General features: G+C 62.9%; 23 protein-coding genes. 7 read left to right on the forward strand and 16 right to left on the reverse strand.

The genetic code is table 11. The features are described 5' to 3' along the window. The 5 genes from LNV09_RS03670 to LNV09_RS03690 all read right to left on the reverse strand — a co-directional run bounded on the left by LNV09_RS03670 (nucleotide 1) and on the right by LNV09_RS03690 (nucleotide 4,424). Entirely contained in the window at nucleotides 1-927 is a 927-nt protein-coding gene (locus tag LNV09_RS03670; RefSeq protein WP_263555704.1) for a hypothetical protein, read from the reverse strand. Nucleotides 928-932: 5 nt separating this feature from the next. After that, nucleotides 933-1,745, reverse strand: coding sequence for a hypothetical protein (locus LNV09_RS03675; RefSeq protein WP_263555705.1), 813 nt, complete (start codon nucleotides 1,743-1,745; stop codon nucleotides 933-935). Between the two features lie 2 nt (nucleotides 1,746-1,747). Then, nucleotides 1,748-2,284: a DUF6160 family protein gene (locus LNV09_RS03680; protein WP_263555706.1), complete on the reverse strand. Its 537-nt coding sequence runs from the start codon at nucleotides 2,282-2,284 to the stop codon at nucleotides 1,748-1,750. A gap of 117 nt (nucleotides 2,285-2,401) precedes the next feature. Continuing rightward, nucleotides 2,402-3,043 (reverse strand): DUF6160 family protein, encoded by a 642-nt coding sequence (locus LNV09_RS03685; RefSeq protein WP_263555707.1) that lies wholly within the window; start codon nucleotides 3,041-3,043, stop codon nucleotides 2,402-2,404. A 310-nt stretch (nucleotides 3,044-3,353) separates the two neighbouring features. Then, nucleotides 3,354-4,424 carry an AraC family transcriptional regulator gene (locus tag LNV09_RS03690; RefSeq protein ID WP_263555708.1) on the reverse strand — a complete coding sequence of 357 codons (1,071 nt, stop codon included), beginning with the start codon at nucleotides 4,422-4,424 and terminating at the stop codon, nucleotides 3,354-3,356. Nucleotides 4,425-4,652: 228 nt separating this feature from the next. Here LNV09_RS03690 and LNV09_RS03695 point away from each other — a divergent pair, with 228 nt between their 5' ends. Beyond that, nucleotides 4,653-5,963, forward strand: coding sequence for a leucine-rich repeat-containing protein kinase family protein (locus LNV09_RS03695; protein ID WP_263555709.1), 1,311 nt, complete (start codon nucleotides 4,653-4,655; stop codon nucleotides 5,961-5,963). A 1-nt stretch (nucleotide 5,964) separates the two neighbouring features. Here the strand turns inward: LNV09_RS03695 and LNV09_RS03700 are convergent, their stop codons facing one another. Next, nucleotides 5,965-8,652 (reverse strand): winged helix-turn-helix domain-containing protein, encoded by a 2,688-nt coding sequence (locus tag LNV09_RS03700; protein ID WP_263555710.1) that lies wholly within the window; start codon nucleotides 8,650-8,652, stop codon nucleotides 5,965-5,967. A gap of 158 nt (nucleotides 8,653-8,810) precedes the next feature. Further along, a complete protein-coding gene (locus tag LNV09_RS03705) occupies nucleotides 8,811-9,569 on the reverse strand; it encodes a tRNA-uridine aminocarboxypropyltransferase (RefSeq protein WP_263555711.1) in 759 nt (252 codons plus the stop codon). A gap of 182 nt (nucleotides 9,570-9,751) precedes the next feature. Here LNV09_RS03705 and LNV09_RS03710 point away from each other — a divergent pair, with 182 nt between their 5' ends. Then, entirely contained in the window at nucleotides 9,752-10,555 is an 804-nt protein-coding gene (locus tag LNV09_RS03710; protein WP_263555712.1) for an SGNH/GDSL hydrolase family protein, read from the forward strand. 54 nt (nucleotides 10,556-10,609) lie between these two features. Here LNV09_RS03710 and LNV09_RS03715 read toward each other — a convergent pair whose 3' ends face one another. Further along, the gene (locus LNV09_RS03715; protein WP_263555713.1) at nucleotides 10,610-11,971 is read right to left on the reverse strand and encodes an alpha/beta hydrolase family protein; all 1,362 of its coding nucleotides are present in this window, start codon (nucleotides 11,969-11,971) and stop codon (nucleotides 10,610-10,612) included. A 238-nt stretch (nucleotides 11,972-12,209) separates the two neighbouring features. On the opposite strand from LNV09_RS03715, the gene LNV09_RS03720 reads away from it, so the two are divergent. Next, nucleotides 12,210-13,088 (forward strand): urease accessory protein UreD, encoded by an 879-nt coding sequence (locus LNV09_RS03720; protein WP_263555714.1) that lies wholly within the window; start codon nucleotides 12,210-12,212, stop codon nucleotides 13,086-13,088. 20 nt (nucleotides 13,089-13,108) lie between these two features. Here LNV09_RS03720 and urtE read toward each other — a convergent pair whose 3' ends face one another. Genes urtE through urtA form a run of 5 tightly spaced genes read right to left on the reverse strand, consistent with a single transcriptional unit; the run spans nucleotide 13,109 to nucleotide 18,732 of the window. Next, entirely contained in the window at nucleotides 13,109-13,813 is a 705-nt protein-coding gene (gene urtE, locus LNV09_RS03725) for an urea ABC transporter ATP-binding subunit UrtE (RefSeq protein ID WP_263555715.1), read from the reverse strand. A gap of 12 nt (nucleotides 13,814-13,825) precedes the next feature. After that, nucleotides 13,826-14,695: an urea ABC transporter ATP-binding protein UrtD gene (gene urtD, locus LNV09_RS03730; protein WP_263555716.1), complete on the reverse strand. Its 870-nt coding sequence runs from the start codon at nucleotides 14,693-14,695 to the stop codon at nucleotides 13,826-13,828. Next, on the reverse strand, nucleotides 14,692-15,792 hold the full coding sequence (gene urtC, locus LNV09_RS03735; protein ID WP_411969213.1) for an urea ABC transporter permease subunit UrtC: 1,101 nt from the start codon (nucleotides 15,790-15,792) through the stop codon (nucleotides 14,692-14,694). The genes urtD and urtC overlap by 4 nt, the downstream gene beginning before the upstream one ends. Nucleotides 15,793-15,833: 41 nt before the next feature. Then, nucleotides 15,834-17,432, reverse strand: a complete 1,599-nt coding sequence (urtB, locus tag LNV09_RS03740) for an urea ABC transporter permease subunit UrtB (RefSeq protein WP_411969201.1) — start codon at nucleotides 17,430-17,432, stop codon at nucleotides 15,834-15,836. 28 nt (nucleotides 17,433-17,460) lie between these two features. Then, nucleotides 17,461-18,732, reverse strand: a complete 1,272-nt coding sequence (gene urtA, locus LNV09_RS03745) for an urea ABC transporter substrate-binding protein (protein ID WP_263555794.1) — start codon at nucleotides 18,730-18,732, stop codon at nucleotides 17,461-17,463. A gap of 211 nt (nucleotides 18,733-18,943) precedes the next feature. Here urtA and LNV09_RS03750 point away from each other — a divergent pair, with 211 nt between their 5' ends. Then, nucleotides 18,944-19,234 (forward strand): hypothetical protein, encoded by a 291-nt coding sequence (locus LNV09_RS03750; RefSeq protein WP_263555718.1) that lies wholly within the window; start codon nucleotides 18,944-18,946, stop codon nucleotides 19,232-19,234. Between the two features lie 241 nt (nucleotides 19,235-19,475). Next, entirely contained in the window at nucleotides 19,476-19,640 is a 165-nt protein-coding gene (locus tag LNV09_RS03755) for a hypothetical protein (RefSeq protein ID WP_263555719.1), read from the forward strand. A gap of 70 nt (nucleotides 19,641-19,710) precedes the next feature. On the opposite strand, the gene LNV09_RS03760 is transcribed toward LNV09_RS03755, so the two are convergent. The 3 genes from LNV09_RS03760 to LNV09_RS03770 all read right to left on the reverse strand — a co-directional run bounded on the left by LNV09_RS03760 (nucleotide 19,711) and on the right by LNV09_RS03770 (nucleotide 22,626). Further along, complete coding sequence (locus tag LNV09_RS03760) at nucleotides 19,711-20,490, reverse strand: toll/interleukin-1 receptor domain-containing protein (RefSeq protein WP_263555720.1); 780 nt, start codon at nucleotides 20,488-20,490, stop codon at nucleotides 19,711-19,713. Between the two features lie 117 nt (nucleotides 20,491-20,607). Then, entirely contained in the window at nucleotides 20,608-20,952 is a 345-nt protein-coding gene (locus LNV09_RS03765) for a hypothetical protein (protein WP_263555721.1), read from the reverse strand. A 648-nt stretch (nucleotides 20,953-21,600) separates the two neighbouring features. After that, nucleotides 21,601-22,626: an extracellular catalytic domain type 2 short-chain-length polyhydroxyalkanoate depolymerase gene (locus LNV09_RS03770; RefSeq protein ID WP_263555722.1), complete on the reverse strand. Its 1,026-nt coding sequence runs from the start codon at nucleotides 22,624-22,626 to the stop codon at nucleotides 21,601-21,603. A 153-nt stretch (nucleotides 22,627-22,779) separates the two neighbouring features. On the opposite strand from LNV09_RS03770, the gene LNV09_RS03775 reads away from it, so the two are divergent. Together LNV09_RS03775 and LNV09_RS03780 are read left to right on the forward strand one after the other, a co-directional pair. After that, a complete protein-coding gene (locus LNV09_RS03775) occupies nucleotides 22,780-23,088 on the forward strand; it encodes a YlcI/YnfO family protein (RefSeq protein WP_263555723.1) in 309 nt (102 codons plus the stop codon). An 8-nt stretch (nucleotides 23,089-23,096) separates the two neighbouring features. Next, nucleotides 23,097-23,411 (forward strand): type II toxin-antitoxin system RelE/ParE family toxin, encoded by a 315-nt coding sequence (locus LNV09_RS03780; protein WP_263555724.1) that lies wholly within the window; start codon nucleotides 23,097-23,099, stop codon nucleotides 23,409-23,411. Nucleotides 23,412-23,431: the final 20 nt, after the last annotated feature.

The following is a 23,431-nucleotide window of genomic DNA, read 5'->3' on the forward strand; positions in this document are numbered from 1 at the left end:
TCAGGGTCCCGTCTTCAGCCGTATATCGAGGTACTGGATTTGCATGCTGCCGATACGGCTGCTGCCCAGATCAAGGCTGGGGCCGACATCGCTTTTGAAAGCGATGTTGTCAATCAGCAAACTGCCGGTCGGCGCCTGACCTTGGCTGGGCCAGGCCAGATTCAGATGCAGGAAGCCGCCGCTCTCGGGGCTGCTGATGGCGTTGAGCAACAGCGGCTGGCGGTCCAGATCGGCGATGCGCCAGAGGCTGCTGCCGAGTTGGCCGTCGGCCGTCGCTGCGGCCAGGTGGATGCCGCGCAGGCTGAATTGCTCGGCCGCACCGGGGCTGTCAAACAGCGCCGTGTCGGCACGCCCGCGCGGACGCAGCAGCAGGGCGCCCACGTCCAGGCGCAGGCCCAGGCCGAAGGCAATGCCCTGCTCATTCGGGTCGGCGCTGGGCGCCAGGCTCAAGCTGCCGCCATAGCTGCGCAGGTCTTGCAGCAGCAGTGCGCCGGCATTGAAGTTCGGCGCCGCGCTATTGTTCTTGTCGATCAGGCTCAGGTCGGCGGCAAACTGCCAGCTCAAGGCTCCGTTGAGATTGAGCGGCTCGCTCAGCACGACCCGGTCCGGCATGCCGACGGCCGGCGCCTTGATCAGGCTGAGCTGATAGGGGTCGGAGAAGGTGGCGGCGAGATCGTCCGAGCGCGACAGCGCAAAGTTGGACAGCGCCAGGCCGGAGCCGTCCGCCGCGCCCAGTCGCAGCGTCAGCGGGCCTTGCAGCGCAAAGCCGCGCAGATTGAATGCAAAGCCGTCACGGCCCTGGACACGGGCCAACTCGTCATCGGAGATCGGCGTCAGCGCCAGGGCCGCCGATGCAAATGCCAGCCCAACAAACGCCAACAGAGCCCGGCTGGCTCTGGTGTTTTGCTTCGGCGTCAGGGCGTGCATGAGACTCAACCACCCGGCTTGACGAGTTGCAGCGGCAAATTGGGGGGCAGGACGGCGTTCAGATTGCCGGCGCTGAGCTTGTCGCGCCAGTTCATCCAGATGCCGGCCTGCGCCAGATCGGGTGCGGCCATGCCGGCCACGGCCGCCGGGAACTGCACTGCACTTTTCAGCACCGCCAAAAAGAGATCGCGGCTGGGCCCGGCCGCGTCGCCGGCCTGCAGGCTGCCAATCTGCGCCAGGCTGAAGGGGCAGGCTGCGACCGCGCAAGTGCTGCCGTCCCAGCGCTTGCCGCCCAGCGGGTCTTGACGCGAGTCGAGGATATTGGCGCTTTGGCTGTCGGCAATCGCCAGCGAGCCGCTGAGGGTCTTGGCGTTCAGGCCGAAGGCGCCGCTGACGCCCTCGAAGCCCAGGCGCATGCCGACGATTTCACGCTCACCGGCAGCGCTGGCCGGGCGGTAAACCAGTTCGAAGTAAGGGTTGCTCAGGGCGACGGTGCGCTGCGCATCGCCCAGATCGCTGCGGCCAAATTGCAGCCGCGCGATGTCGATATCGGCGCCGCTGCCATTGCGCGGGGCATAGTTGTATTCGCCCAGGCGCAGATTGGAGAAATTGGCGCTCAGCTTCAGATCGGCGTTCAGCGTCAGGCGCGAAAAGTCCAAGCCGTTCGAGCTGGTGTTGCTGATGGCGACCATCGCCTGACCCCAGACGCGCGCCAACTCGGCGTCCGGCAGCGGCGCCAATTGGGCTTGCGCGGCGGCGCTGCCGAGCAGCGTCAGCCAGAGCAGCACACTTCGAATGCTGGCGGGCCGGATGCTCATCATCACCGCGCCCACATCCAGATTTTCGAGCCTTGCAGATCGATATTGGTGAAGGCAAAGCTGCCGAAGGAGGCGCTGCTATTGCCCATGGTCACCGAGCCTATGGCCAGGCTGGGGCTCAGCCTGTGGTCGAGCCCGGCATTGGGCAGCGCGAACTGGATCACATCGCTTCGGCCGTCGTAGGTGCCGCTGCTCAGCAAGCGGCTGATGCCGGCCGCACCGTCGGCGCCGTAAGCAGCCATCGAGTTACTCATCGCCGTGCCGAAGCTGGCCGAGTTCAGCAGGTCCACCGTCATCACGAACATGCCGCGCAGCGTGATGTTGTTGAAGGAGATGCTGCCGCCATCGGGGTTGGCGGCACTTTTGTTGCTGTAGCTGAACGAGCCGATTTTGATGTCCAGGTCGGCTGCCAGCGTGACGCCGTCGCGGCCGTGCACCTCGGCCAGGTCCGCGTCATCCAGGCTGCTCATAGCGCGCGCCGCATTGCTCAGCAAGAGCAGCGCGAAGGCGACGAGCATCAGCAGATGGCAGCGGGGCATGTGAATTTGGTGTTAGGTCAATTCAGTCTTTAGAAAAATTCGGCCCGGCAAACAGTCGCCGGGCCGAACATTTCTGCTTTCCTAATTGCTTAGGAAAATTTCAAGTCAAGCAGTGACTCAATGTGCCCAGATCCAGAACTTGGAGCCTTGCAGGTCCATGTTGTTGATGGCGATGCTGCCGAAGGACTTGTTGCCCACGCTATTGCCCAGGGTGATGCCGGCGACGGTGACGCTTGGGCTCAGCTTGGAATCCAGCTTGGCGTTAGGGAAGGCGAACTGAACGATGTCGCTGGCGCCGTCATAGATGGCCGCGCCGGTTTGTGCGCCGAAAGTGTCAAAGCTGGCCGAGGTCAGTGCCTTCAGTTGACCAGCGACTGCAACGCCACCTGCGGTTGTGCCTGCGCCAGGAGGAACGCCGGCTGCCAATGACTTGCCGCTGTCCGCATCGGCTTGGTTGAAGCCCATGTGGGTCGCAATGGAATCAGCCACATTGCTGACGAAGGCACCCTTGTTCAGGATGTCCAAGGTCATCACGAACATGCCCTTGATGCCGATGTTGTTGAAGGAGACCGAACCGCCGTTGGTGTCCGTGTCGGTGTACTTGAACGAACCGATATTGATGTTCAGGTCACCGGCGATCGAGACACCGTCCTGGCCGCTGACTTGCGCCAAGGCGCCGTCATCAATAGCGGTCATGGCGGAAGCCGACAGGGAAGCGGCGAGCAGAGCTGCGACGGCGGAAAGTTTGAATGCGTTCATTTGAATATCTCCAGAATTGATTAATTGATTAATTGAATGATTGAAAAACTGCTTTGAAACTTCTCTCTTGCACGCGCCGCCCATGGTCTCTAGTCACGGGTTTGGCTCATTGCAGCGCGGGTGCTTGTGGGCTCTCTGGCTGCGCCGAGTTGTCTGCGGCGTGGACGAATGATGCGGATTAGTTGGCAAAAACTAGTGACTTTGCGAGCCATGCTCTTGGCTTTGCGTGCCCTCCGTTCGGTGGGGAGGAGGAACCATTAGAGGGTTTCTATGCTGTCTCAATCATCAGTTAGGGGCGCGCACTTGCGCTTCAGACGGGGCTGCGCAGACGGCTCGGCGAATGGCCAAACCAGCGTTTGCAAGCGCGGTAGAAATTGCTCGGATCGGCGAATCCCAGCGCGAAGCTCATCTCGGTGGCGGTGATGCAGCCGCGGTTCAAATAGCGCGCGGCCAACTCGCGGCGGGTCTCGTCCAGCAGCTTGTTGAAGCTGGTGCTTTCTTCCAGCAAGCGGCGCTGCAGCGTGCGCTCGCTCATATGCAGTTGCGCGGCAATGGTCTCGCGCTTGGGGTCGCCCTTGGACAGTTCCTGGGTCAGCAATTGCCGCACCCGCACCTGGATGCTGCCACCGCGTTGCAGCATCGCCTGGCTGGCGCTGCGCTCACACAGCGCCGCGACGCTGGCATTGGCCGTGGGGATGGGGGTGCGCAGGTCGGCGCTGTCAAAGACGATGCAAAAATGTTCTGCGTTGAATTCGAGTTCGCAGCCAAAGACCTCGATCCAGCGCCCGAGTTCAAGCGGGGCCGCAAAGGGGTAGCTGATTCTGAGTGGCCGCACCCGCCGGGCGGTGGCCCAGTTGAGCGACTGCAAGACCACATTGGCGATGAAGTCATAGCGCTGCAGCGGGGTGGTCCGCAGGCCTTTGAGGATGTCGACGCGGAGCTGGGTCTGGGCGCCGTCCTGGCTCAATTCCATGCAGACCGCTGGCGACAGCAGGGCCGAAAAACGCAGCAGGTATTGCAGCGCGTCGCCCAGATCATGGGCCGCCAGCACCAGATGCGCCAGCAGGCCAAGCGCAATCAGCGGATGTGCCGGCACACTCAGGCCTATGGCTGCATCGCCGGTACGCGCGGCGGCCAATTCCCAAGCGCCGCTGTAGGCGTCAGACAAGACCCGGGGGTCGGACTCCTCGGGGTCAAGCCCTTGTTGATCAAGCAGGCTCTGCAGACACAGACCGCGCCCGGCAAAGGCCTGCGCCATCGCCTTGTGCCAGCTATTCGTCAGGCCTGCCGCGCCGGCGGGCTTGTACTCCTGTGCGCGCGGTGCCGCCTGCGCTGTATCTTGGCGCTGTGACATCGCTGCGAACTGGCCGGCGTTTTGCATGATTGATTGATCGAAAGAGAGTGTTCGTTGGGCGGAGCCCGCACTCTAGGGGGCAGCCTCATCCTTGTCGCCGTCCATCCGTCTAGGTCGGGGGCTATCCCAAGGGATAGTGCTAGCTGACCGAAGGGATAGGTTGAGGGCGGGGCAGGGCTAGGTGCTGCGAATTTGTGCTTGCAGCTTCGGCGCGACAATGCCGAGCCTCCCGCCTCCTCCTATTTCCAATTGCCCATGCACACCCTGGCTCAATTACGCTCCGGCGAACTCGCCGGCATCAGCCGGCTCGATCTGTCTTGCGGCCTGACCGAGTTGCCGCCCGAAGTCTTCACCCTGGCAGATAGCCTGGAAGTGCTCAATCTATCGGGCAACGCGCTCAGCAGCCTGCCCGCTGATTTGCCGCGTTTGCACAAGCTCAAGGTGCTGTTTTGCGCGGAGAACCGTTTCACCGAAGTACCCGAGGTGCTCGGCGATTGCGCGTCCTTGAGCATGGTTGGCTTCAAATCCAACCAGCTGACGAAGCTGCCCGCCGCGGCCCTGCCGGCCAAGCTGCGCTGGTTGATCCTGACCGATAACGAGTTGCGTGAACTGCCCGGTGAACTGGGCGAGCGGCCGCATCTGCAAAAGCTGGCCTTGGCCGGCAATCAATTGAGCCAGTTGCCGGACTCGATGGTGCAATGCCGGCGCTTAGGCTTGCTGCGCATGTCGGCCAATCGCTTCGAGCAGATCCCGCCCTGGCTGTTGGACTTGCCCAACTTGGCCTGGCTGGCCGTCGGCGGCAACCCCTGGGGCGCGCAGCGCGAGTCACGCGTGCTGGAGCAGTCGGCTTTGCCCGATCTCGATTGGGCGGCGCTGCAGATGGGCGGGCTGCTCGGGCAGGGCGCGTCCGGCGTGATCCATGCGGCGCATTGGCCTGCCGGTCCGGCGGATGGGCGTGAGTTGGCCGTCAAGGTTTTCAAGGGCGAGGTCACCAGCGATGGCTGGCCGCACAGCGAATGGGCGGCCAGTCTGGCGGCCGGCCTGCATCCGCACCTGATCTCGGCCAGCGCGCGCCTGACGGCTCATCCGCTGGGCGCCGAGGGCCTGGTGATGCCGCGCATAGCGCCGGAGTTCAGCACGCTGGCCGGCCCACCCAGCCTGAGCTCCTGTACCCGCGATGTCTACCCGGCCGCAACGCGGATTGACGCTGAGGTCTTGCAGCGCATGGCGAGCGGCGTGGTCGATGCTGCTCGCCACTTGCACCACCAAGGCATCTCGCATGGCGATCTCTATGCGCACAATCTGCTCTGGAACGGCAAAGGCGACATCTGGCTGGGCGACTTCGGCGCCGCCAGCCTCTTGCCCGAGCAGCTCAGCCGGGCCGAGCGGCAGGGCTATGAGCGGCTCGAAGTCTTGGCCTTCGGCCATCTGCTGGAAGAATGGCTGAGCCGCTGCCCGGATGCGCCGCCCGTCGTGCAACAGTTGCAAACAGCTTGTGTGAGCCCTGAGCCGAAAGAGAGGCCGCTGTTTGCGGAAGTGGCCGCCGCGCTGGGCTCAAAAACATGAGTTAGCTGACCCAGCCGCGCTCGCGTGCGATGAACACGGCATGCGTGCGGTTGCGCGCATCCAGCTTGTGGTTGACGTTGCGCAGATGGAACTTGACCGTCGGCTCGGAGATTTGCAAGCTGTTGGCGATCTGCTTATTGGGCATGCCGGCAGACAGGCATTGCAGGATTTGCAATTCACGCGGCGACAAACCGCATTCGCCGCGCGGCGCCGTGACTGCCAGCAGCGCCGTCGCCGCCGGCGCCTCAGCAATGGCCGGCACCGGCATCAAAGCCTGACCATCGGCCGGTCCCAGCACGCGCTCCAGCACCGCCTGCAGACGCGGCGCGGCGCCTGCGCGCAGCGCTTCCAGCATCGCGATCAGGCGCGGGCCTTCTTCCAGATAGCTGGCACGCAGGCCCAACTCGGCCTCGCTCAGCAGCAACTCGCTCAGCAGCAGCCGCGCTTCGGCTTCGCGGCCCAGCTGTTGCAAGGCTTGCGCCTGCAGCAGCCCGAGCTTGAGTTGCCGGCGCCGCCGGCCCAGGTTCCTTGCCTTCACCCGCTTGACCGAGCAGGCCTCCAGTACCTGCTCGGCGCGGCCCTCGCGCAGGCCCAGGCGCAGGCCGGCCAAGGCCTGGTCCTCCACATCATTGATGGGCGTCATGCGGTCGGCGGCAAAGTCCCAGGCCGCCGGCAACAGGCTCAGTCGCTCCGGCGCCATCGGGTGGCCATGATCGAATTGATGCAGCACTTGGTACTGCTGCTCCAGCCGCATCGGCGCCACGATGCGCGCCAGGCCGAGCGAGCGGCCCAGCTCGATGCCGGCATGGATCAATGCCGCGGCTTCCGCATATTGGCCGGCTCGGCACAGCGCGCGCGACAGGATCCGGTGCGTGATGACGATGGCGTCCAAGAAGACCAGCTCACCCGACAAGTCCAGGTATTCGCGCGCCAACACCTCGGCCCGCTCGAACTCGCCCAGCTCGTACAGCGCACCGGCCAAGTAAACGCCCACGTAAGCAGTACTGGCGCTGTGGCGTCCGCTGATGCGGCTCAGCTCGGCCAAGGCCGGCTCCAGCCTGGTCACCACTTCCAGCGCGCGGCCCTGGGCCAGCAAGGTGTAGGTGCTGATGCCGTAACTGAAGGTGGTGCCGTAGACGCTGCCAATGCGTTTGAACAGCGCCAGGCCTCGGTCAGAGCTCTCCAGCGCCGCGTCAAAGCGGTGTGAACAGAGGTCCACATAGGCATGAATGCTGCGAAAGGTCGCCTCGCTCAGCCCGCTCAGGGTCAGGTCTTGATATTGCTTGAGTGCCAACTCGCATTCGCCCAGCCGGTCCATCAAGACCAGCGACAAGGGCCCCAGCATCCGGTACTCGGCCATGCTCTGTACGCTGGGCACTTGTTTGAGTTGCTCGGCCAACTGGCCGGCCAGGCTGTATTCGTAGCTGAAGATATGGATCCAGCACAGCGCGACCTGCAAGTTTGGGTGGCGCTTGAGTACCGGCTCGGGCATTTGCCCCAGCCAATGCCGGCAGCTGCTGATGTGGCCGCGCGCCAGCGCCTGCCAGATATGGTTGATCAGAATGGCGCAGGCTTGCTCATGGTTGCCGGCGGTCAGCGCATGCTCGATGGCCGCATCGGGGTCACCCGACTGCAAGAACCAGTCGGCCGCGCGCTGATGCAGATCGGCCAGCCAATCCGGATAGTCCTCACGCAGCTTGCGTTGCAAGAACTCGGCAAACAGCGGGTGGTAACGAAACTCGGTGCCGGCGGCACCCATGCGCAAGACGAACAGGCTCTGCGCCTCAAGCTGGCGCAAGAGCGTGGCCGCATTGGCGATCTGGCCGACGGCATTGCAGATGCCGGGGCCGAGTTGCTTGACAAAGCTGGTGCGCAGCAAAAAGTTCTTGATCTCTTCCGACTGATCCCAGAACACTTCTTCATACAAGTAGCGGCCAATGTCGGCGGTCTGCTCGCAGAAGTTTTCGATGAAGCCGGGCTTGTCGCCGCGCCCTTTGAGCGCCAGCGCGGCCAGCTGCAGGCCGGCCGGCCAGCCCTCGGTGGCGTGCAGCAAGCGGCGCACACTGGGCGCGTCGAGCTGCAACTGGTGACGCTGGTTCAGAAACAGCTCGGCCTGCTCGAAGTCAAAGCTCAACTCCGCCATGCCGATCTGCAACAGCCGGCCCTGTGCCTTGAGCTTGTACAAGCGCAGCAGCGGCGCGTTGCGCGCGGTGATGAAGAGCTTGCAATGAGGCGGCAAGCGTTCGATCAGCCGCTGCATCAAATCGACCGCGCGGGCCTCGCGCAGATGGTCAAAGTCGTCCAGAAAGATCGCGGTCGGCTGCTGAATGGCGGCGACGGCGTCGAGCACGTCCTGGCCCAGGCGCGAGCCGGTGTAGCGCGCGTCCATCAAGCTTGGCGCTGGCGCGGCCGAATCGCCTGCGTCGGCGGGGGGCGTCGGCAGCGCCGTCTGCAGCAAAGCGCAGAGCCGCTCCACATGGTTGTCGTCGGCGCTCAGTTGCAGCCAGGCGGTGGCGAAGCCTTTGGCCCGCAGGCGCTCGTGCAGGCACAGCATGGCGGTGGTTTTGCCGAAGCCGGCCGGTGCAATCGCCAGCACCAAGGCCACCTCGGCACATTCTTCCAGCCAGGCGCCGAGATTGGGGTTGTCGACCAGATGGCGACTGAGTTGGGGAGCGACGAGAGGGGACATGTGAGAGGGCTGGGAATTGTCCGGTGGTGATGGGGTCTGGCCTGGGCGGCGCCAAGCGTAGCCGATCTTGGGACCGGCGCTACTGCGTGAAAGTCCCGAGACTCAGTGGCTGCACGGTTGGAATCAGCGGCAGGTTTGACGCCGAGCGAAGCTGCGGTTCACGCCTCGGCACTGGCGGTTCGCAACTTGGCCAGTTCGCTCAAACGCTGATGAGCGGGGCTGTCCCAGGCGATCGGCCATTGGTTTTTGGCCTGCAGATAATGGTGGGTAAAGACGTCCAAGTAAGTCTCCAGCGTTTGCGCGGCCAACTCCTCGCCGGCCAGGCTCAGGCATAGCGAGGCGACCTCGCTGGTGCAGAAATGATCATCCCGGCGCGAGCGTCGCAGCTTGTATTGCGAGATCTGCGCCAGCTCCAGGCTGAGCACCGGCAAGGTGTCCAGATAGGGGCTCTTGCGGAACATCTTGCGGGCCTCGCTCCAGGTACCGTCCAGCAAGATGAAGAGCGGGCGCTTGGTAGTCTGCGTTGCGCAAGCGTCAGGCAAGGGCACGCTGTGTACCACCCGTTCAGGCTCAACAAACTCGCCCGGGAACACCACGAAAGGCTGCCACTGTGGGTCCTTCAAAAGTTCCAGCAGCGCCGGGTCGGTCTCGGTGCGGGCCCAGCCGAAAGCAAAGGTATCGGCCACCATATCGGCAATCAGCCAGCCGGTGTTGCTGGGCTTGAGCGGCTCGACATCGGCCATCAAGAGGCAGATGCCGGCGCGTGTCGGCACCGACGGGCGCAGCGCGCACATGCAGTGGCCGATGTTCAGCCGGCAGTCGGCGCAGCGATCGCGCTTGAAGCCGCCACGGGCCAAGAAAGGTTTGCTGCTGCGCGCCAAACGGGCGGCGCGTAAAAGGGAGACGGCGTGGGGCATGGGTGAGTGGGTGAACGGGCGATCTGAGCGCTGACGCGCATGCAGCAGTGCAGGCAGTGTCGCATCTCGCGAACTGCCGCCCGGCCGCTGCCATCCGTTCGAGAACGCACAGACCCGGCCGCGCGGCGGGCTCAGGCTCCAGCTTCCACCTTGTCAGCGAGGTTCACGCACGAGGCGCATCCATGCACGCACACCGCAAGACCCGCCCGGCCGCCAGCCTCAGCCCCTGGCGGCGCCTGCTCCTGCTCTGGCTGCTCGGGCCGCTGCTGTGGCTGCAGGCCCGCCATGTGCGCCGCATCACGCCGCGCATGCCCGAGCCGCCTGGGCAGCGTGCCGGCAGCGCCGGCCAGGGGTCACTGATCCGGCTCTTGGTGGCGGGTGACTCAGGCGCTGCGGGTGTCGGCGCGCCGACGCAGGAGCAAGCGCTCTGTGGCCAACTGGTGCGCCGCCTGAGCCGGCATCACCGAGTCGAGTGGTGCGTGCTGGCGGTCAATGGGCTGGACTCGCCGGGGCTGCACCAACTGCTGCTGGATGCACCCAAGGCGAGCTTCGATGTGGTGGTGCTGTCCATGGGCGCCAATGACGCCACCGCCCTGTGCGCGCCCTTGCTATGGGCGCGCTGGCAGAGTCGTTTGGCCGAACTGATTGCCTTGCGCTTCGCGCCGGCCTTGCTGGTACACAGCGCCGTGCCGCCCATGCATGCTTGCCTGGCATTGCCGCAGCCGCTGCGCTGGTTCATGGGCCGCTGGGCGCAACAGATGAACCTCAGCTTGGCCGCGCTGCTGATCGAAGAAGTGGGGCGCAGCATGCATTGGCATCCCAGCACGACGACCACGGCCGGCATGGCCGCCGATGGTTTCCACCCCAGCCCGGAGGGCTATGCGGTCTGGGCCGAGGGCTTGAGCCAGCATATTCTGGCGGCGCAGATTCCCTCACGGCATTACCCGGACCTCGAGCCCTGCAGCGCAGCGGCTATTGCTCATTGAAAGCCGCTGCGAGCGCGCCGAGCCCAGTAGGTGAGCGGGTGGGAAGCCCCCGCCTTAAGGTCCTCGATTTCCCCCAGCCGGCATCTCGATGAACATCCCAGCTGCAGGAAGCTTCTGCCCTTTGATCCAGTCGGCAGCCACGTCGAACAGCTTCGCGGAATAGGCCATTGCCACACCGTCTGCGGTTTGGATCGGCTCGATCAAGCCATGGTCGGCTCGCGGGAAGAGCACTACGGCGATATTCGGTCGCTGCAGCTGAATCTGGCGCAGGATGGCTTGAGTGCTGGCGTTAGGTGCCTGCCGGTCGCTGCCGCCCAGCAGCCAAAGCTGGCGCGATTTGACCGCCTCGATCACGGGGCGGGGCTCATAGTCGAAGCTCAAGCCCTGCGCCAAGGCGGGGCCCTTGGTCTTGATGTCCTCGGAGCTGAATTTCAAAAAGATGCCGGTGTAGGAGCGTGGCTGTATGGCCTCCAGCCAGGGCGCGCCGGCATGATTGGCTTTGAAAGCATCCAGCGCCGCAAAGCCGTCGCGCAGATTGGAGCGCACGATGTTTTCGGTAATCACTGTCAGCGCCTTGGCCTCGGCCAGCACGGCCGCATCGAAGCTCGCCTCCCGGACTTGCTGCTCCACCAGCGCCCGGTCCTGGGCGATCGGGCCCTCGGCCATGGCGAAGGCAGCAATGACGAAATCCAGCTCGACCAGCGTCGCGGTCAGTGGCGCCACCCAGCCGCCCTGGCTCGCGCCAATCACACCGACTGAGCGGATGTCCGGCGCCAGGCGCCGCGCCGCCTGGACTGCGGCCGCTGTGTCGCGTGCGCGGGCGTGGAAGTCGGACAGCGGGGCGCCAGCGGACGCGCCAGTCCCGCGCTTGTCATACACAAAGACGGCAATACCCCGGCGGGCGAGCTCGTACTGCCAGACGCTGTCATCGGTGGAAGGGTCGTTGTTGGAACCCTCGACCCACACGGCCAGCGACTGAGCGCGGCCACCCGGCGGCAGCACCAGCTTGCCGTGCAGCTTGACGCCGTCGCTGAAGAAGCTTGTTTCTTTCTCGAGCAGGGGCAAACGAAGTGCCTGTTCGGCAAGCTGGCCTTGTTTCATCGCCAAGGTCATCGTGCCGACGCTGCAAGGCTCGAACTTGATCTGTAGGCCCGCAGCGCCGAACGTGCCGTCCTCTGCCTCCTGCAGGTTCCCGAATTGGCCGTTCGAGAGGCTGTATTGCAGGCCGCGCGGCTGGCCACCGAAGCCGGTGATCGTCACCGACCGGCCCGCTGGCAGGGCGTAGACACCCAAGAGGCAGCGCAGTTCGGCATCCAGCCGGGTTTGCGGCAGTGCGTCCAGCGGCGCGACAGCTGCCGTTGCAGCGGTCGTCACAGTTGCCGCAGCAAGGAGCGCCGCAGTAAGAAAGCTCAGCATGTCCAACTCCTGGGTTTTGATCTGGCGAACGAGCGGCTTAAGGCCAGATGGCGAAAACCTCGTTCTCGTGAAGACCCCCATGCTGAGCGCCTGGCTCGATCGACACCAGCCACATGCGACACGCTGCATATTGCCTGGGATCGTCGGTAGAGCAGCGCCAGCGACAATGGCGCAAGGCCGCGCTGGCCCTTGATTTTTCTGCCGGTGGCCGGGCGCGGATCTTGCATATAAGCATTCCATGAATAGTTTGACCCCTTGCACCCCGACAAGTTCGCCCCCCGGCTCGAATTGGCGCGCCGACTTGTCGATTGCTTATGCCTGCGAGCATGGCCGCAGCGTGGCGCGCTATGAACACAGCGGGCCACTGCGCATCCTCAAAAGCCTCTACCCCGAAGGCGAGGCGGTCTGCCATAACGTCTTGGTTCATCCGCCTGGCGGTTTGGTCGGCGGCGACACCCTGGCGGTTTCTTTGCAAGTGGGCGAGGGCGCGCATGGCCTCGTCACCACGCCGGGTGCCACACGCTTTTATCGCAGCGAAGTGGGCGCCGTCGCCACACAGGCGGTGCGCGCCACGCTGGCTGCGGGCGCGCGGCTCGAGTGGCTGCCGCTGGAGGCCTTGGCCTATCCCGGCTGCGAGGCGCGCAACGAGGCCCGTTTTGCGTTGGCGCCGGGGGCCGAGATGATGTGTTGGGACATCACCGCTTTAGGCCTGCCCGCTGCCGGCCAGGCCTTTGATCGCGGGCGCTTCGCTCAGCATTTGGAGGTCGAAGGCGTTTGGCTGGAACAAGGCGTGATTGCGGCCGATGACGCTTTGCTGATGAATGGCCTGCTCGGTTTGGCGGGGCGGCGTTGCCTGGCCACCTTGGTGTTTGCGGCCGGCTCAGGGATTAGTCGCACTCGTCAAGAGCGGGCGCTTGATGCGGTGCGTGAGCTGATCGAGACCCATGCTTTGCGTGAGTTTGCCGGCGTCACCGCGCCCCATGGGCAGGTGCTGGTCTTGCGTGCCTTGAGCGAGTTGACGGAACCTAGCCTGGATCTGCTGCGGCAGGCTTGGGCCCTGTGGCGGCACGAGCTCTGGGGCATGGCGGCCACGCCGCCGCGCCTGTGGTCCATGTGAATGGCGATGTAGACAAGAAACTAAATCGACACGATCTGCCGCACGCCCTTGGCTACCATCTCGCTGCGCGAGCCCTGTGAGATCACTGCGCCGCGCTCCAGCACCAGATAGTCATCGGCCAGCTCTTCGGCAAAGTCGTAATACTGCTCGCACAGCAGCACCGCCATGCGCTGACCGTTCAAGCCATGGTCGGCCAATTGGCGAATGATGCGGCCGATGTCTTTGATGATATTGGGCTGTATGCCTTCGGTCGGCTCATCCAGGATCAGCAACTTCGGGCCGGCCGCCAGCGCTCGCGCGATGGCGAGCTGCTGCTGCTGGCCGCCCGACAGATCGCCGCCGCGCCGCTGCAGCATTTGCTTGAGCACCGGGAACAGCTCAAACAAATGCGGCGGAATCGGCGTGCCACCGGGCAGCGTGGCCAGACCCATGCGCAGGTTTTCTTCCACCGTCAAGCGGGCAAAAATTTCGCGGCCCTGGGGCACATAGCCGATGCCGGCGCGGGCCCGCTCATAGGGAGCCAGCTTGGTGATGTTGCGCCCGTCGAAAAGCACCTCGCCGTTCTTGATCGGCACCAAGCCCATCAGCGACTTCAGCAGCGAGGTCTTGCCCACGCCGTTGCGGCCCAAGAGCACGGTGATGCGGCCGGGGCTGGCGCTCACGCTGACATCGCGCAGGATGTGCGAGCCGCTGTAATACTGATGAATGTTTTTGGCTTGCAGCATGATGCTTCTCTCCTATCTCCCGAGGTAGACCTCGATCACCCGCTCGTCGGCCTGCACCTGCGCCAAAGTGCCCTGGGCCAGCACCGCGCCCTCGCAAAGCACGGTGACGATCTCGGAGATGCGGGCAATGAAGCTCATGTCATGCTCGACGACGATCAGCGAATGCTTGCCCTTCAGCGTCAAAAACAGCTCCGCCGTGCGTTCGGTTTCCTGGTCCGTCATGCCCGCCACCGGCTCGTCCAGCAGCAGCAATTTGGGCTCCTGCATCAAGAGCATGCCGATCTCCAGCCATTGCTTCTGGCCATGGCTGAGCAGGCCGGCCGGGCGCTGCCACTCGTCGCGTAATTGAATCAGCGTCAACACCTCGCCGAGCCGGTCACGCTGCACGCCGCTGAGCCGGTGCCATAGCGCCGACGCTACGCCGCGCGGCGACTTGAGCGCCAGCTCCAGGTTCTCGAACACGCTCAGCGCCTCGAACACCGTCGGCTTTTGGAATTTGCGTCCTATGCCCAGACCGGCGATCTCGGCCTCGCTGTGGCGCAGCAGGTCTATGGTGCTGCCGAAGAAAACTTGCCCGGCGTCGGGGCGGGTCTTGCCGGTGATGATGTCCATCATCGTGGTCTTGCCGGCGCCATTGGGCCCGATGATGCAGCGCAGCTCGCCGGGTGCGATGTCCAGCGACAGCTTGTTGATGGCGCGAAAGCCGTCGAAGGAGACGCTGACGTCTTCCAGGTAGAGGATGCGGCCATGCGCCAGATCCAAGGCGCCGGGCTCATGCACACGCGAATAGCCAGCGTTGCGGCCGCCCGAGCTGCCCTGTTCTTGCACTTCCTTTTTGTGCTGCAGCCGCTCGCTGCCTTGCTCCATCAGATCGGGGGTCATGATGTCTTGCCTTTGGATTTGATTTGCCCGACCAGACCGGCCAAGCCATGCGGCAGGAACAGCGTGACCGCAATGAACAGCGCGCCCAGAAAATACAGCCAAATCTCAGGCGCGCTGACCGTCAACCAGCTCTTGGCGCCGTTGACCAGGAAGGCGCCGACGATGGGGCCCAGCAAGGTGCCGCGCCCGCCGACCGCTGCCCACACCGCGATCTCGATCGAATTGGCCACGCTCATCTCGCTCGGGTTGATGATGCCGACCTGCGGCACATAGAGCGCACCGGCCACGCCGCACATCACGGCAGACAGCGTCCAGATGGCCAGCTTGTAGGCAAACGGCGAGTAGCCGCAGAACATCAGCCGGGATTCGGCGTCACGCACCGCTTGCAGCACGCGGCCGAACTTGCTGCGTGTCAACCAGCGCGCCAGCAAATAGCAGCCCAGCAGCGCCAGGCCGCTCATGACGAACAGCAGCATGCGCATCTGCGGTGTCGCAATCGTCAGGCCGGCAATGCGCTTGAAATCGGTGAAGCCGTTATTGCCGCCGAAGCCGGTCTCGTTGCGGAAGAACAGCAGCATCGCCGCATAGGTCAGCGCCTGCGTGATGATGGAAAAGTAAACGCCCTTGATGCGCGAGCGAAAGGCAAAGAAGCCGAATACAAAAGCCACCAGGCCAGGCACCAGCACGATCAAGATAACGGTGGCCGCGAAGCTGTCGCTCAAAGCCCAATGCCAGGGCAGCGTCTTCCAGTCCAAAAACACCATGAAGTCGGGCAGCGCACTTTGGTATTGCCCGTCGCTGCCGATCTGGCGCATCAGATACATGCCCATCACATAGCCGCCGAGCGCAAAGAACAGGCCGTGGCCCAGGCTCAGGATGCCGGCAAAGCCCCAGATCAGATCCATCGCCAGCGCGCAGATCGCGTAGCACATGAACTTGCCCAGTAGGCCCACCGCATAGTCGCTCAGATGCAAGACCTGACCCTCGGGCACCCAGAGGTTCAGCACAGGGGCCAGCAGGCAGATGATCAGCAGCGCCGTGGCGAAGCTGAGCCAGCCTTTGGGGCTGAGCAGTTGTGAGTGTGGATTCGGTGTCATGTCGAGTGGCTGGACAGATGCTCTTGCTTGCGGTGCGTCACTCATGCTTCAACTGCCCGCCCCTTCACCGCGAAGATGCCTTGCGGGCGCTTCTGGATGAAGATGATGATGAAGATCAGCACAGCGATCTTGGCCAGCACGGCGCCGACATAGCCTTCCAGCAGCTTGTTCAACATCCCCAAGCCCAGTGCCGCGTAGACGGTACCGGCCAACTGCCCGACGCCGCCCAGCACCACCACCATGAAGGCGTCAACGATATAGCTCTGGCCCAGGTCTGGCCCGACATTGCCGACCTGGCTCAAGGCGCAGCCGGCCAGACCCGCGATGCCGGAGCCCAGCGCAAAAGCATAGGTGTCGACGCGGGCGGTGTTGACGCCCATGCAAGAGGCCATAGGCCGGTTCTGCGTCACGCCGCGTACGAACAACCCCAAGCGCGTGCGCTTGATCAGCAGCGTCATGCCGCCCAGCACCAGGCCGGCAAAGAGGATGATCATCAAGCGGTTATAGGGCAGGCTCAGATTCGGCAAGACCTGCCAGCCGCCGCTCATCCAGGCCGGGTTTTCGACGCCGACGTTTTGCGCGCCGAACAGGCTGCGCACGGTCTGCATCAACATCAGGCTCAGGCCCCAGGTCGCCAGCAGCGACTCCAGCGGCCGCCCGTAGAGCCAGCGCAGCACCAGCCGCTCCATCAGCGCACCCACGGCAGCAGCAGCAAGGAAAGCGGCCGGCAGCGCCAGCACCAGGTAATAGTCAAACCAGCTCGGCGGCAACCATTGGCGAAAGGCCAGGTGCACCAGATAGGTGGCGTAGGCGCCGATCATCATCAGCTCGCCATGCGCCATATTGATCACGCCCATCAGCCCGTAGGTGATGGCAAGGCCCAGCGCCACCAGCAACAAGATGCTGCCCAGGCTCAGGCCGGTGAACAAGGCGCCCAGGCGCTCGCCCAGGGCCAGCGTCGATTCCAGGCTGCGCAGCGAATTCTTCAAGGCGCTCTTGACGTCAGGGTCGGTTTCTTCCGCCAGGCGCTGGTTCAAGAGCAATTGGGTGGCCGGGCTGCGCGAGGCACCGAGCAGCTTGGCCGCTAGCAGACGCTGCTCCACGACCGGGCTGAAGGACAGCGCAGCGGCTCTTGCCAGCGTCAATTCTGTACGGACTGCAGCGTCGGCTTCTTTGGCCAGCGCCATGTCCAGCATAGGCAGGTAGTCGATCTTGGCGTCCTGCTGCAAGGACCGAGCAGCAGTCAGTCGCTCAGCAGGAGTCGCCGGCGCGAACAACTGCAAAACGGCCAGCGCTTGATCCAGCTCGCCACGCAGGCGGTTGTTCAGCATCACGTCGTCCAGCGCGGCTGGCGGCTGGGCCAGCACTTGGCCGCTCAGCGCGTCCTGCATCTGGCCCTTCTCGTCAACGATGATCAAAAGTTGGCGGGCGGGGTCCAGCTTCACTTGTTCGGCCTTCATGGCCAGCAGCAGCCTTGTGCTGCGTTCGTCCGGCGTGGCGACGATCGCTTGCAGCACAGCGCTGCGCTCGTCGCCGTCGCCAGTCGCCAGCGCAAGCGCCTGCTGAGGCGTCATCAAGGCCTGTGTGACGCAAGGCCACAAGAGCAGACCACATAACAATGAATTCAGCAGGCGCTTCATACGGCTAGCTCTTCTCTCAATGACTTACTTACTTCTTCACCGGCTCATCGGGCTTGACGTCATTGCCTGCGATGAAGGGGCTCCAAGGCTTGGCCTTGACCGGGGCCGGTGTCTTCCAGACCACATTGAACTGACCGTCGGCCTTGATCTCGCCGATGAACACCGACTTGTGCAGATGGTGGTTCTTCTCATCCATCTTGGAAGTGATGCCGCTCGGTGCGGTGAAGGTCTGGCCGGCCATGGCGGCGATGACCTTGTCCACATCGGTGCTCTTGGCTTTTTCAACCGCCTGCTTCCACATATTGATGCCGATGTAAGTCGCCTCCATCGGGTCATTGGTCAGCGGCCGGTCCTTGTGGCCGGGCAGGTTCTTGGCCTTGGCGTAAGCGGTCCACTTACTGATGAAGTCGGCATTGGCCGGGTTCTTCAGCGACATGAAATAGTTCCAGGCAGCCAAGTGGCCGACCAGTGGTTTCGTGTCCACGCCGCGCAGCTCCTCTTCACCGACCGAGAAGGCCACCACCGGCACATCCTTGGCCTTCAGGCCGGCATTGCCCAGCTCTTTGTAGAAGGGCACGTTGGAGTCGCCATTGATGGTGGACACCACGGCGGTTTTGCCACCGGCCGAGAACTTCTTGATGTCGGCGACGATGGTCTGGTAATCGCTGTGGCCGAACGGGGTGTACTTCTCGTCGATGTCCGAATCCTTCACGCCCTTGCTGTTCAGGTAGGCGCGCAGGATCTTGTTGGTCGTGCGGGGGTAGACATAGTCGGTGCCCAGCAGCACCCAGCGCTTGGCCGCGCCGCCGTCCTTGCTCATCAGGTAGTCCACCGCAGGGATGGCCTGCTGGTTAGGCGCGGCGCCGGTGTAGAACACGTTCTTGCTCAGCTCTTCGCCTTCGTACTGCACCGGGTAGAACAGCAGGCCGTTGAGTTCTTCCAGCACCGGCAGCGCCGATTTGCGCGACACGGAGGTCCAGCAGCCGAAGATCACGGCCACCTTGTCTTGGGTCAGCAGTTGCTTGGTCTTTTCGGCAAACAGCGGCCAGTTAGAGGCCGGGTCCACGACCACGGGCTCGAGCTTTTTGCCCAGCACGCCGCCCTTGGCATTGATCTCGTCGATGGCCATCAAGACGGTGTCCTTGAGGACGGTCTCCGAGATCGCCATCGTGCCGGACAGGCTGTGCAGAACGCCGACCTTGATGGTGTCGGCGGCCTGGACGTTGAGGCCGGTGAAGCTCAGGCCGGCGACGGCGCTGGCGACGGCCAAGGTCTTGAGGGAGAAGTTGCGGCGTTGCATCATGGTCGATGTGCTCCTGGGAAGGGGGTCTGGTCGGTGTTGGGGGGGCAGGCTTGCCGCAATCGATCTCATTGCGGACGTCCCCAATGTAGGCAGCGCTGGCCCAATGGCATATACGGCGAATGGCGTATGCGGGTGGCTGTGTTGCTGTGTTGTTGTGCTGCTGTCCGCTATCCTTCGCTAGCCACAGCTACAGATGAGGAGCCTCGCCATGTCCAGAGAACGAGCCGCCATGCCGCTATCCATTGATCGCGTTGTCGTGATCGACGGGCAAGACCGTTTGACGGTGGGCAAGGACTTGAGCATCCAGGTCGGCAAGAAGCTGCGCATCGAGGCGGGCGATTCGCTGGAGCTGGTGGTGGGCCAGGCGAGCTTGCTGATGAAGAAAGACGGCAGCATCGTCATCAAGGGGCGCAGGCTGAGCTTCGAGGCCAGTGAGGCCGTGGACGTCAAGGCTAGTGGCGATGTGGTGCTTAAGGGCGGGAAGATTTCGGAGAACTGATGGTCTGGTCCAGAGCCAGGCTCGGTGCGAGGGCTGGTTTCGCTTGTATTGCTCTATCGGCACGATGCCGGGAGTTCGTCCCGGCGGCCGACCTCCTTCTCTTGTCTCGCCAAGAGAAGGAGGCAAGAGAAGGCGACCCTGCCGCATGGCCCTACGGGTCCGCTCAGATGCTCAAATTTGCCGGGCCGCGCCCAACTCACTGCGCTACGCTCCGTTCAAACAAGGGGCGCGAAGCCAGTTCTTGAAGTCGCTGCGCGACGCCCGACAAATTCTGCGCTCCTCGCCCATGCAGAAGGGGAATTCACAAGAACACGGCTCGCTGCGCGTCGCCTCGATGGGTGCAGCGCTGCGCGCAGGCACCTCGCAAGTCGACTTTTTTTGGGGTCAGGTTATCCGCTTAAAATGAAAGTAACGACTGCGGCCGGAGCTTCCTTTTTGCCAGCGGGGAAAACATGCATCTAAAGGCGGGAAGGCCTTTATATTTGAGACCTGACCCCGGCCTTTGTTTCCATTTTTCCCTGACTCTCAAGCCTTATGAGAAACGATCGGCCTGCCTCCTGCACCCAGATGGTCTGCTTGTCTGGACTGGTGCCTACGTAGCCCAGAGAGATCGCTTGGTCGCAGGCATGGTCATAGAAGAGCTTCGATGAATTCATCACCGAACGAATCCATTCAGAGCGCAGCGCTCCGGCATCGCTGGATTTGTCATAGACGGCCGCTACTGCTTGCATGAATTGAACAACTGGCGACGGATTGCTTGGCTCCGGCGCTTGAGCGGACTGAAGAGGGTCGGAGCCAATCGGGGGCTTGACAAATAGTGGCGCATTCAACAGCTCCCGGAGTAGTTGATCCATTCCCGTCTCAAATCGATCGTCAGTGGAAAGATCAATGTATAGCTTCGAACCTAGAAAGGTAGGCAATTGAACCGATCCACCTTGGCGAACGATGGGAATGATTCGATTGGAGCCAATCTGCTTAAGCAAATCCGCAGTGACGATCATTTTCTCGTAGCCGACACCTCCGACGCCCGCATTGGCCTTTTCCACATATCGCTCAGTACAGATCATTAAGACACGAGCAGAGCGAGCGATGCTTTGCTCCATGAAATGTGGCAGATCGCCGCCGGGACCTATTTCCCACTGATCAAGAATTGCGTCGATTCCACTTTGGCGAAGTCGAGTGGCTAGTTCTAACACCCATCGCTTGTGTTCCTGGGAGTCGTGCGAGTACGAAACAAAGACAATGGGCGACGTCAAGATGTACTCCAGGTTAGCGTTGATAGTGGCAGTTGCGCCGCGAGCGGCGGCTGGACGCAGAAGGCCCAAAATGAAATGGGGATATGTAGAGACCAGCCGTTGCGAGGCGGCTCAGGGTTAGCTCGCATCGCCGGGAAAGATGATTGGAACTGAAAATTTGATCCGGGAATTCGATGACGACTCACCATGCGAAGCTCCCTGGGAACCCAGCCCCACCGCACCGAGAAAGACACCAATGCCGCCTTTCGTATCGGTTGCCTTGGCCTCTGCAAGTGCAATATCAAACTCGACGCGAGACACCGGTTTGCCATCGTTGTCCGTGACGATCTGGGCTTCCTTGAGGTGCCCATAGACCGCGTTTGAACCAATACTTGCACCGTGCTTTTTACACTCTTCCCTAGCCTCAGCGACACCAGCGACGATCTCGGTTAGTGCTGTTTTGATGAATTCTTGAAGATTCACTGCTTCTCCTTCTGTCGATAGACCTGTATTGGCAAACCCTTCCGGCGTATTTTTGCTGGCAACGTTCGAGCTCAGGGGCAGGAGTCAGCTGGCCGCGAAGCTGGAAATATACAGGCAGCGTAGCGCGGCCAGCTGGCGGAAGGCCACTCGCGCGCTTGGTCAACGTTGAAGCTAACCGTCCTGCAAAAGGCCGGGGTCAGGTCTTGAATCTGAAGGCAAGACTTGACCCTAAAGCCATCGGCTTGCGCGGTGTATGCGCGCAGCGCAGCACCCATCGAGGCGAAGCGCAGCGAGCCGAGTTCTTTTGAGTTCACCCCTTCTGCATGGGCGAGGAGCGCAGAATTTGCCGGGCGTCGCGCAGCGACTTCAAGAACTGACTTCGCGCCCCCTGTCTGAGCGAAGCGGCCGTTAGGGCGCGAAGTGAGTTGGGCGCGGCCCGGCAAATTCGAGCATCCGAGCGGACCCGCAGGGCCATGCGGCAGGGTCGCCTTCTCTTGCCTCCTTCTCTTGGCGAGACAAGAGAAGGAGGTCGGCCGCCGGGACGAACTCCCGGCATCGTGCTCGGCAAGCAAATGAGCCGAAGGCTGTGCATTTTTTCAGTAGGTCCTGCCATCCAAGCCCAAAAGCTGCGCTCAGCACCGCCAACAATCAAGGCGCCGAGATCAATCGATCCACCATGCTCTTGACCGCATGCAACTGCGCCCCACCCCGCACCTGAAAATTCAACCCCGAGTAACCCCACCAATCCCAACACCCCTTGGGGTTCAGCGGCAACTCGGTGGCCACCACTTGCGGATACAACACGATGACCTGATTGGCATCGGCCCAGCGGTTGTAGCCGACCTTGCTGTAGACATCGCTGCCGACCGCCGCCGCACCCTGCTCACAGCCGTGGAACACCACATGCACCGCGCAATGGCTAGATTTGTCGGCAGCACAGGCTTTGGGCAGGTAATAGAAGCCGACATTGTCCAGCCCCGTGTCGGCCGCAGCGAACTCGCGCTGATCAAACGGCCGCACCGTGGACGACAGCGACATAACAGCCGGCTTGAGCGGCCCATAGATTTGACTGAGGATGGCCTTGGCCTGGTCATAGGGCGAGCCCTTCACCTTGCATTGGGCGATGTAGGGCGATTCGGTGACCTTGCAGGCGTTGCCGAAGTCCGGCGAAATGAACGCATGGCCCGAGGGCAAAGTGCTGACAAACGCCAGATTCTTCTTGGCGACGCCGCCGGCGGTGTAGAAGTCTTTGGTGGCCTTCACCACGCTGGGGTGCACCACGGTGTCTTTCTTGCCCCCGTAGACATAGACCTTGAACTTGCTGATGGCAGCGACCGGGTCAATCTGCCCGAATGAGGCAAAGCCCTGGGCGGCTTCCCATGAGACCTCGCCCGACGGCGCCCCGCTCATGCAAGTCAGAATCCCACCCAGATTCACATAGGCACAGTTGTAAGGCCCGCCGGCGACGACCCCGACGCCCATCACGCTGGCCGAATAAGCGGTGCTGTACTGCACCACCATAAAGGCCCCGGAAGACAAGCCAGAGATTGACGTGCGGTCGGCTGCAGCTTGTACCGCCGGCAGGCTGTCTGCCGCCCATGCCGAATGCAGGCCAGTCAATAGCGTGAGGACGCCGAGCCCTATCCGGGCCAAGTTGCTGATGATGATGCGCATGAGGATCTCCCTGGGCAATGTTGCAATGCAGCATAGATGGGCGGCGGTCTGGGCGATATCCCTAAAGCCGACACTGGCGCTGCAGCTGTAAACAGCTCGCCCGCCCCGGGCCAATAGGTTGCGAATGTATTGCAGGCGCAATACACTGCCCCTATGAAAACCGCCGTCATCCCGCAAATCCGCGTTGAACCCGAGCTGCGCGCTGATCTCGAGTCAGTGCTGTTGCAGGGCGAAACCCTGACCGACTTTGTCGAAGCGACCATGCGCAACGCCATCGCCTTCAGACGCGTACAGACGGCCTTCCATGCGCGGGCGCAGGCCGCATCTGAGGAATACCACCAAACAGGTGTCGCCGCGCCGGTAGAGACGGTCTTGGCCAAGCTTCAAGCCAAGCTCGACGCCAAGCGCAAAAAACTCGGCAAAGAGCTGGGCGAAGAACTCACCGGACAGCTCGGCAAATAGTTCAAGCCATGACCTTCACCGTCGCGTTCGCACCCACAGCCGAAGCTGACCTGGAGCGCTTGTTTGACGACTTGCTTGACCAGGCCGAAACCAGCGAACAACTCGACGGCGCTCAAGCGGCTATAGCCGCGATCAGAGCATCAGCGCAGCACGGCTTGGCGCTCACACCGTTCAGCTTTCGCAAGGCGGCCCAGAACCCCGCTCAACGGGAGCTGATCATCCCCTTCGGCAGCACCGGCTACGTGGCGTTGTACGAGATCGTCAGCACATCCAAGGTCGTCGTGCTGGCCATACGCCACCAGCTCGAAGAGGACTACCACTGACCCCGCATAGGGGTGGCGGG

It is taken from the genome of Paucibacter sp. B2R-40 (assembly GCF_025717555.1).
Classification (GTDB): domain Bacteria; phylum Pseudomonadota; class Gammaproteobacteria; order Burkholderiales; family Burkholderiaceae_C; genus Paucibacter_A.

Excerpts from the sequence above, each read along its gene's own strand:
- LNV09_RS03670 (WP_263555704.1), bottom strand. The coding sequence starts at position 927 with ATGCACGCCCTGACGCCGAAGCAAAACACCAGAGCCAGCCGGGCTCTG.
- LNV09_RS03675 (WP_263555705.1), bottom strand. The coding sequence starts at position 1,745 with ATGAGCATCCGGCCCGCCAGCATTCGAAGTGTGCTGCTCTGGCTGACG.
- LNV09_RS03680 (WP_263555706.1), bottom strand. The coding sequence starts at position 2,284 with ATGCCCCGCTGCCATCTGCTGATGCTCGTCGCCTTCGCGCTGCTCTTG.
- LNV09_RS03685 (WP_263555707.1), bottom strand. The coding sequence starts at position 3,043 with ATGAACGCATTCAAACTTTCCGCCGTCGCAGCTCTGCTCGCCGCTTCC.
- LNV09_RS03690 (WP_263555708.1), bottom strand. The coding sequence starts at position 4,424 with ATGCAAAACGCCGGCCAGTTCGCAGCGATGTCACAGCGCCAAGATACA.
- LNV09_RS03695 (WP_263555709.1), top strand. The coding sequence starts at position 4,653 with ATGCACACCCTGGCTCAATTACGCTCCGGCGAACTCGCCGGCATCAGC.
- LNV09_RS03700 (WP_263555710.1), bottom strand. The coding sequence starts at position 8,652 with ATGTCCCCTCTCGTCGCTCCCCAACTCAGTCGCCATCTGGTCGACAAC.
- LNV09_RS03705 (WP_263555711.1), bottom strand. The coding sequence starts at position 9,569 with ATGCCCCACGCCGTCTCCCTTTTACGCGCCGCCCGTTTGGCGCGCAGC.
- LNV09_RS03710 (WP_263555712.1), top strand. The coding sequence starts at position 9,752 with ATGCACGCACACCGCAAGACCCGCCCGGCCGCCAGCCTCAGCCCCTGG.
- LNV09_RS03715 (WP_263555713.1), bottom strand. The coding sequence starts at position 11,971 with ATGCTGAGCTTTCTTACTGCGGCGCTCCTTGCTGCGGCAACTGTGACG.
- LNV09_RS03720 (WP_263555714.1), top strand. The coding sequence starts at position 12,210 with ATGAATAGTTTGACCCCTTGCACCCCGACAAGTTCGCCCCCCGGCTCG.
- urtE (WP_263555715.1), bottom strand. The coding sequence starts at position 13,813 with ATGCTGCAAGCCAAAAACATTCATCAGTATTACAGCGGCTCGCACATC.
- urtD (WP_263555716.1), bottom strand. The coding sequence starts at position 14,695 with ATGACCCCCGATCTGATGGAGCAAGGCAGCGAGCGGCTGCAGCACAAA.
- urtC (WP_411969213.1), bottom strand. The coding sequence starts at position 15,792 with ATGACACCGAATCCACACTCACAACTGCTCAGCCCCAAAGGCTGGCTC.
- urtB (WP_411969201.1), bottom strand. The coding sequence starts at position 17,432 with ATGAAGCGCCTGCTGAATTCATTGTTATGTGGTCTGCTCTTGTGGCCT.
- urtA (WP_263555794.1), bottom strand. The coding sequence starts at position 18,732 with ATGCAACGCCGCAACTTCTCCCTCAAGACCTTGGCCGTCGCCAGCGCC.
- LNV09_RS03750 (WP_263555718.1), top strand. The coding sequence starts at position 18,944 with ATGTCCAGAGAACGAGCCGCCATGCCGCTATCCATTGATCGCGTTGTC.
- LNV09_RS03770 (WP_263555722.1), bottom strand. The coding sequence starts at position 22,626 with ATGCGCATCATCATCAGCAACTTGGCCCGGATAGGGCTCGGCGTCCTC.
- LNV09_RS03775 (WP_263555723.1), top strand. The coding sequence starts at position 22,780 with ATGAAAACCGCCGTCATCCCGCAAATCCGCGTTGAACCCGAGCTGCGC.
- LNV09_RS03780 (WP_263555724.1), top strand. The coding sequence starts at position 23,097 with ATGACCTTCACCGTCGCGTTCGCACCCACAGCCGAAGCTGACCTGGAG.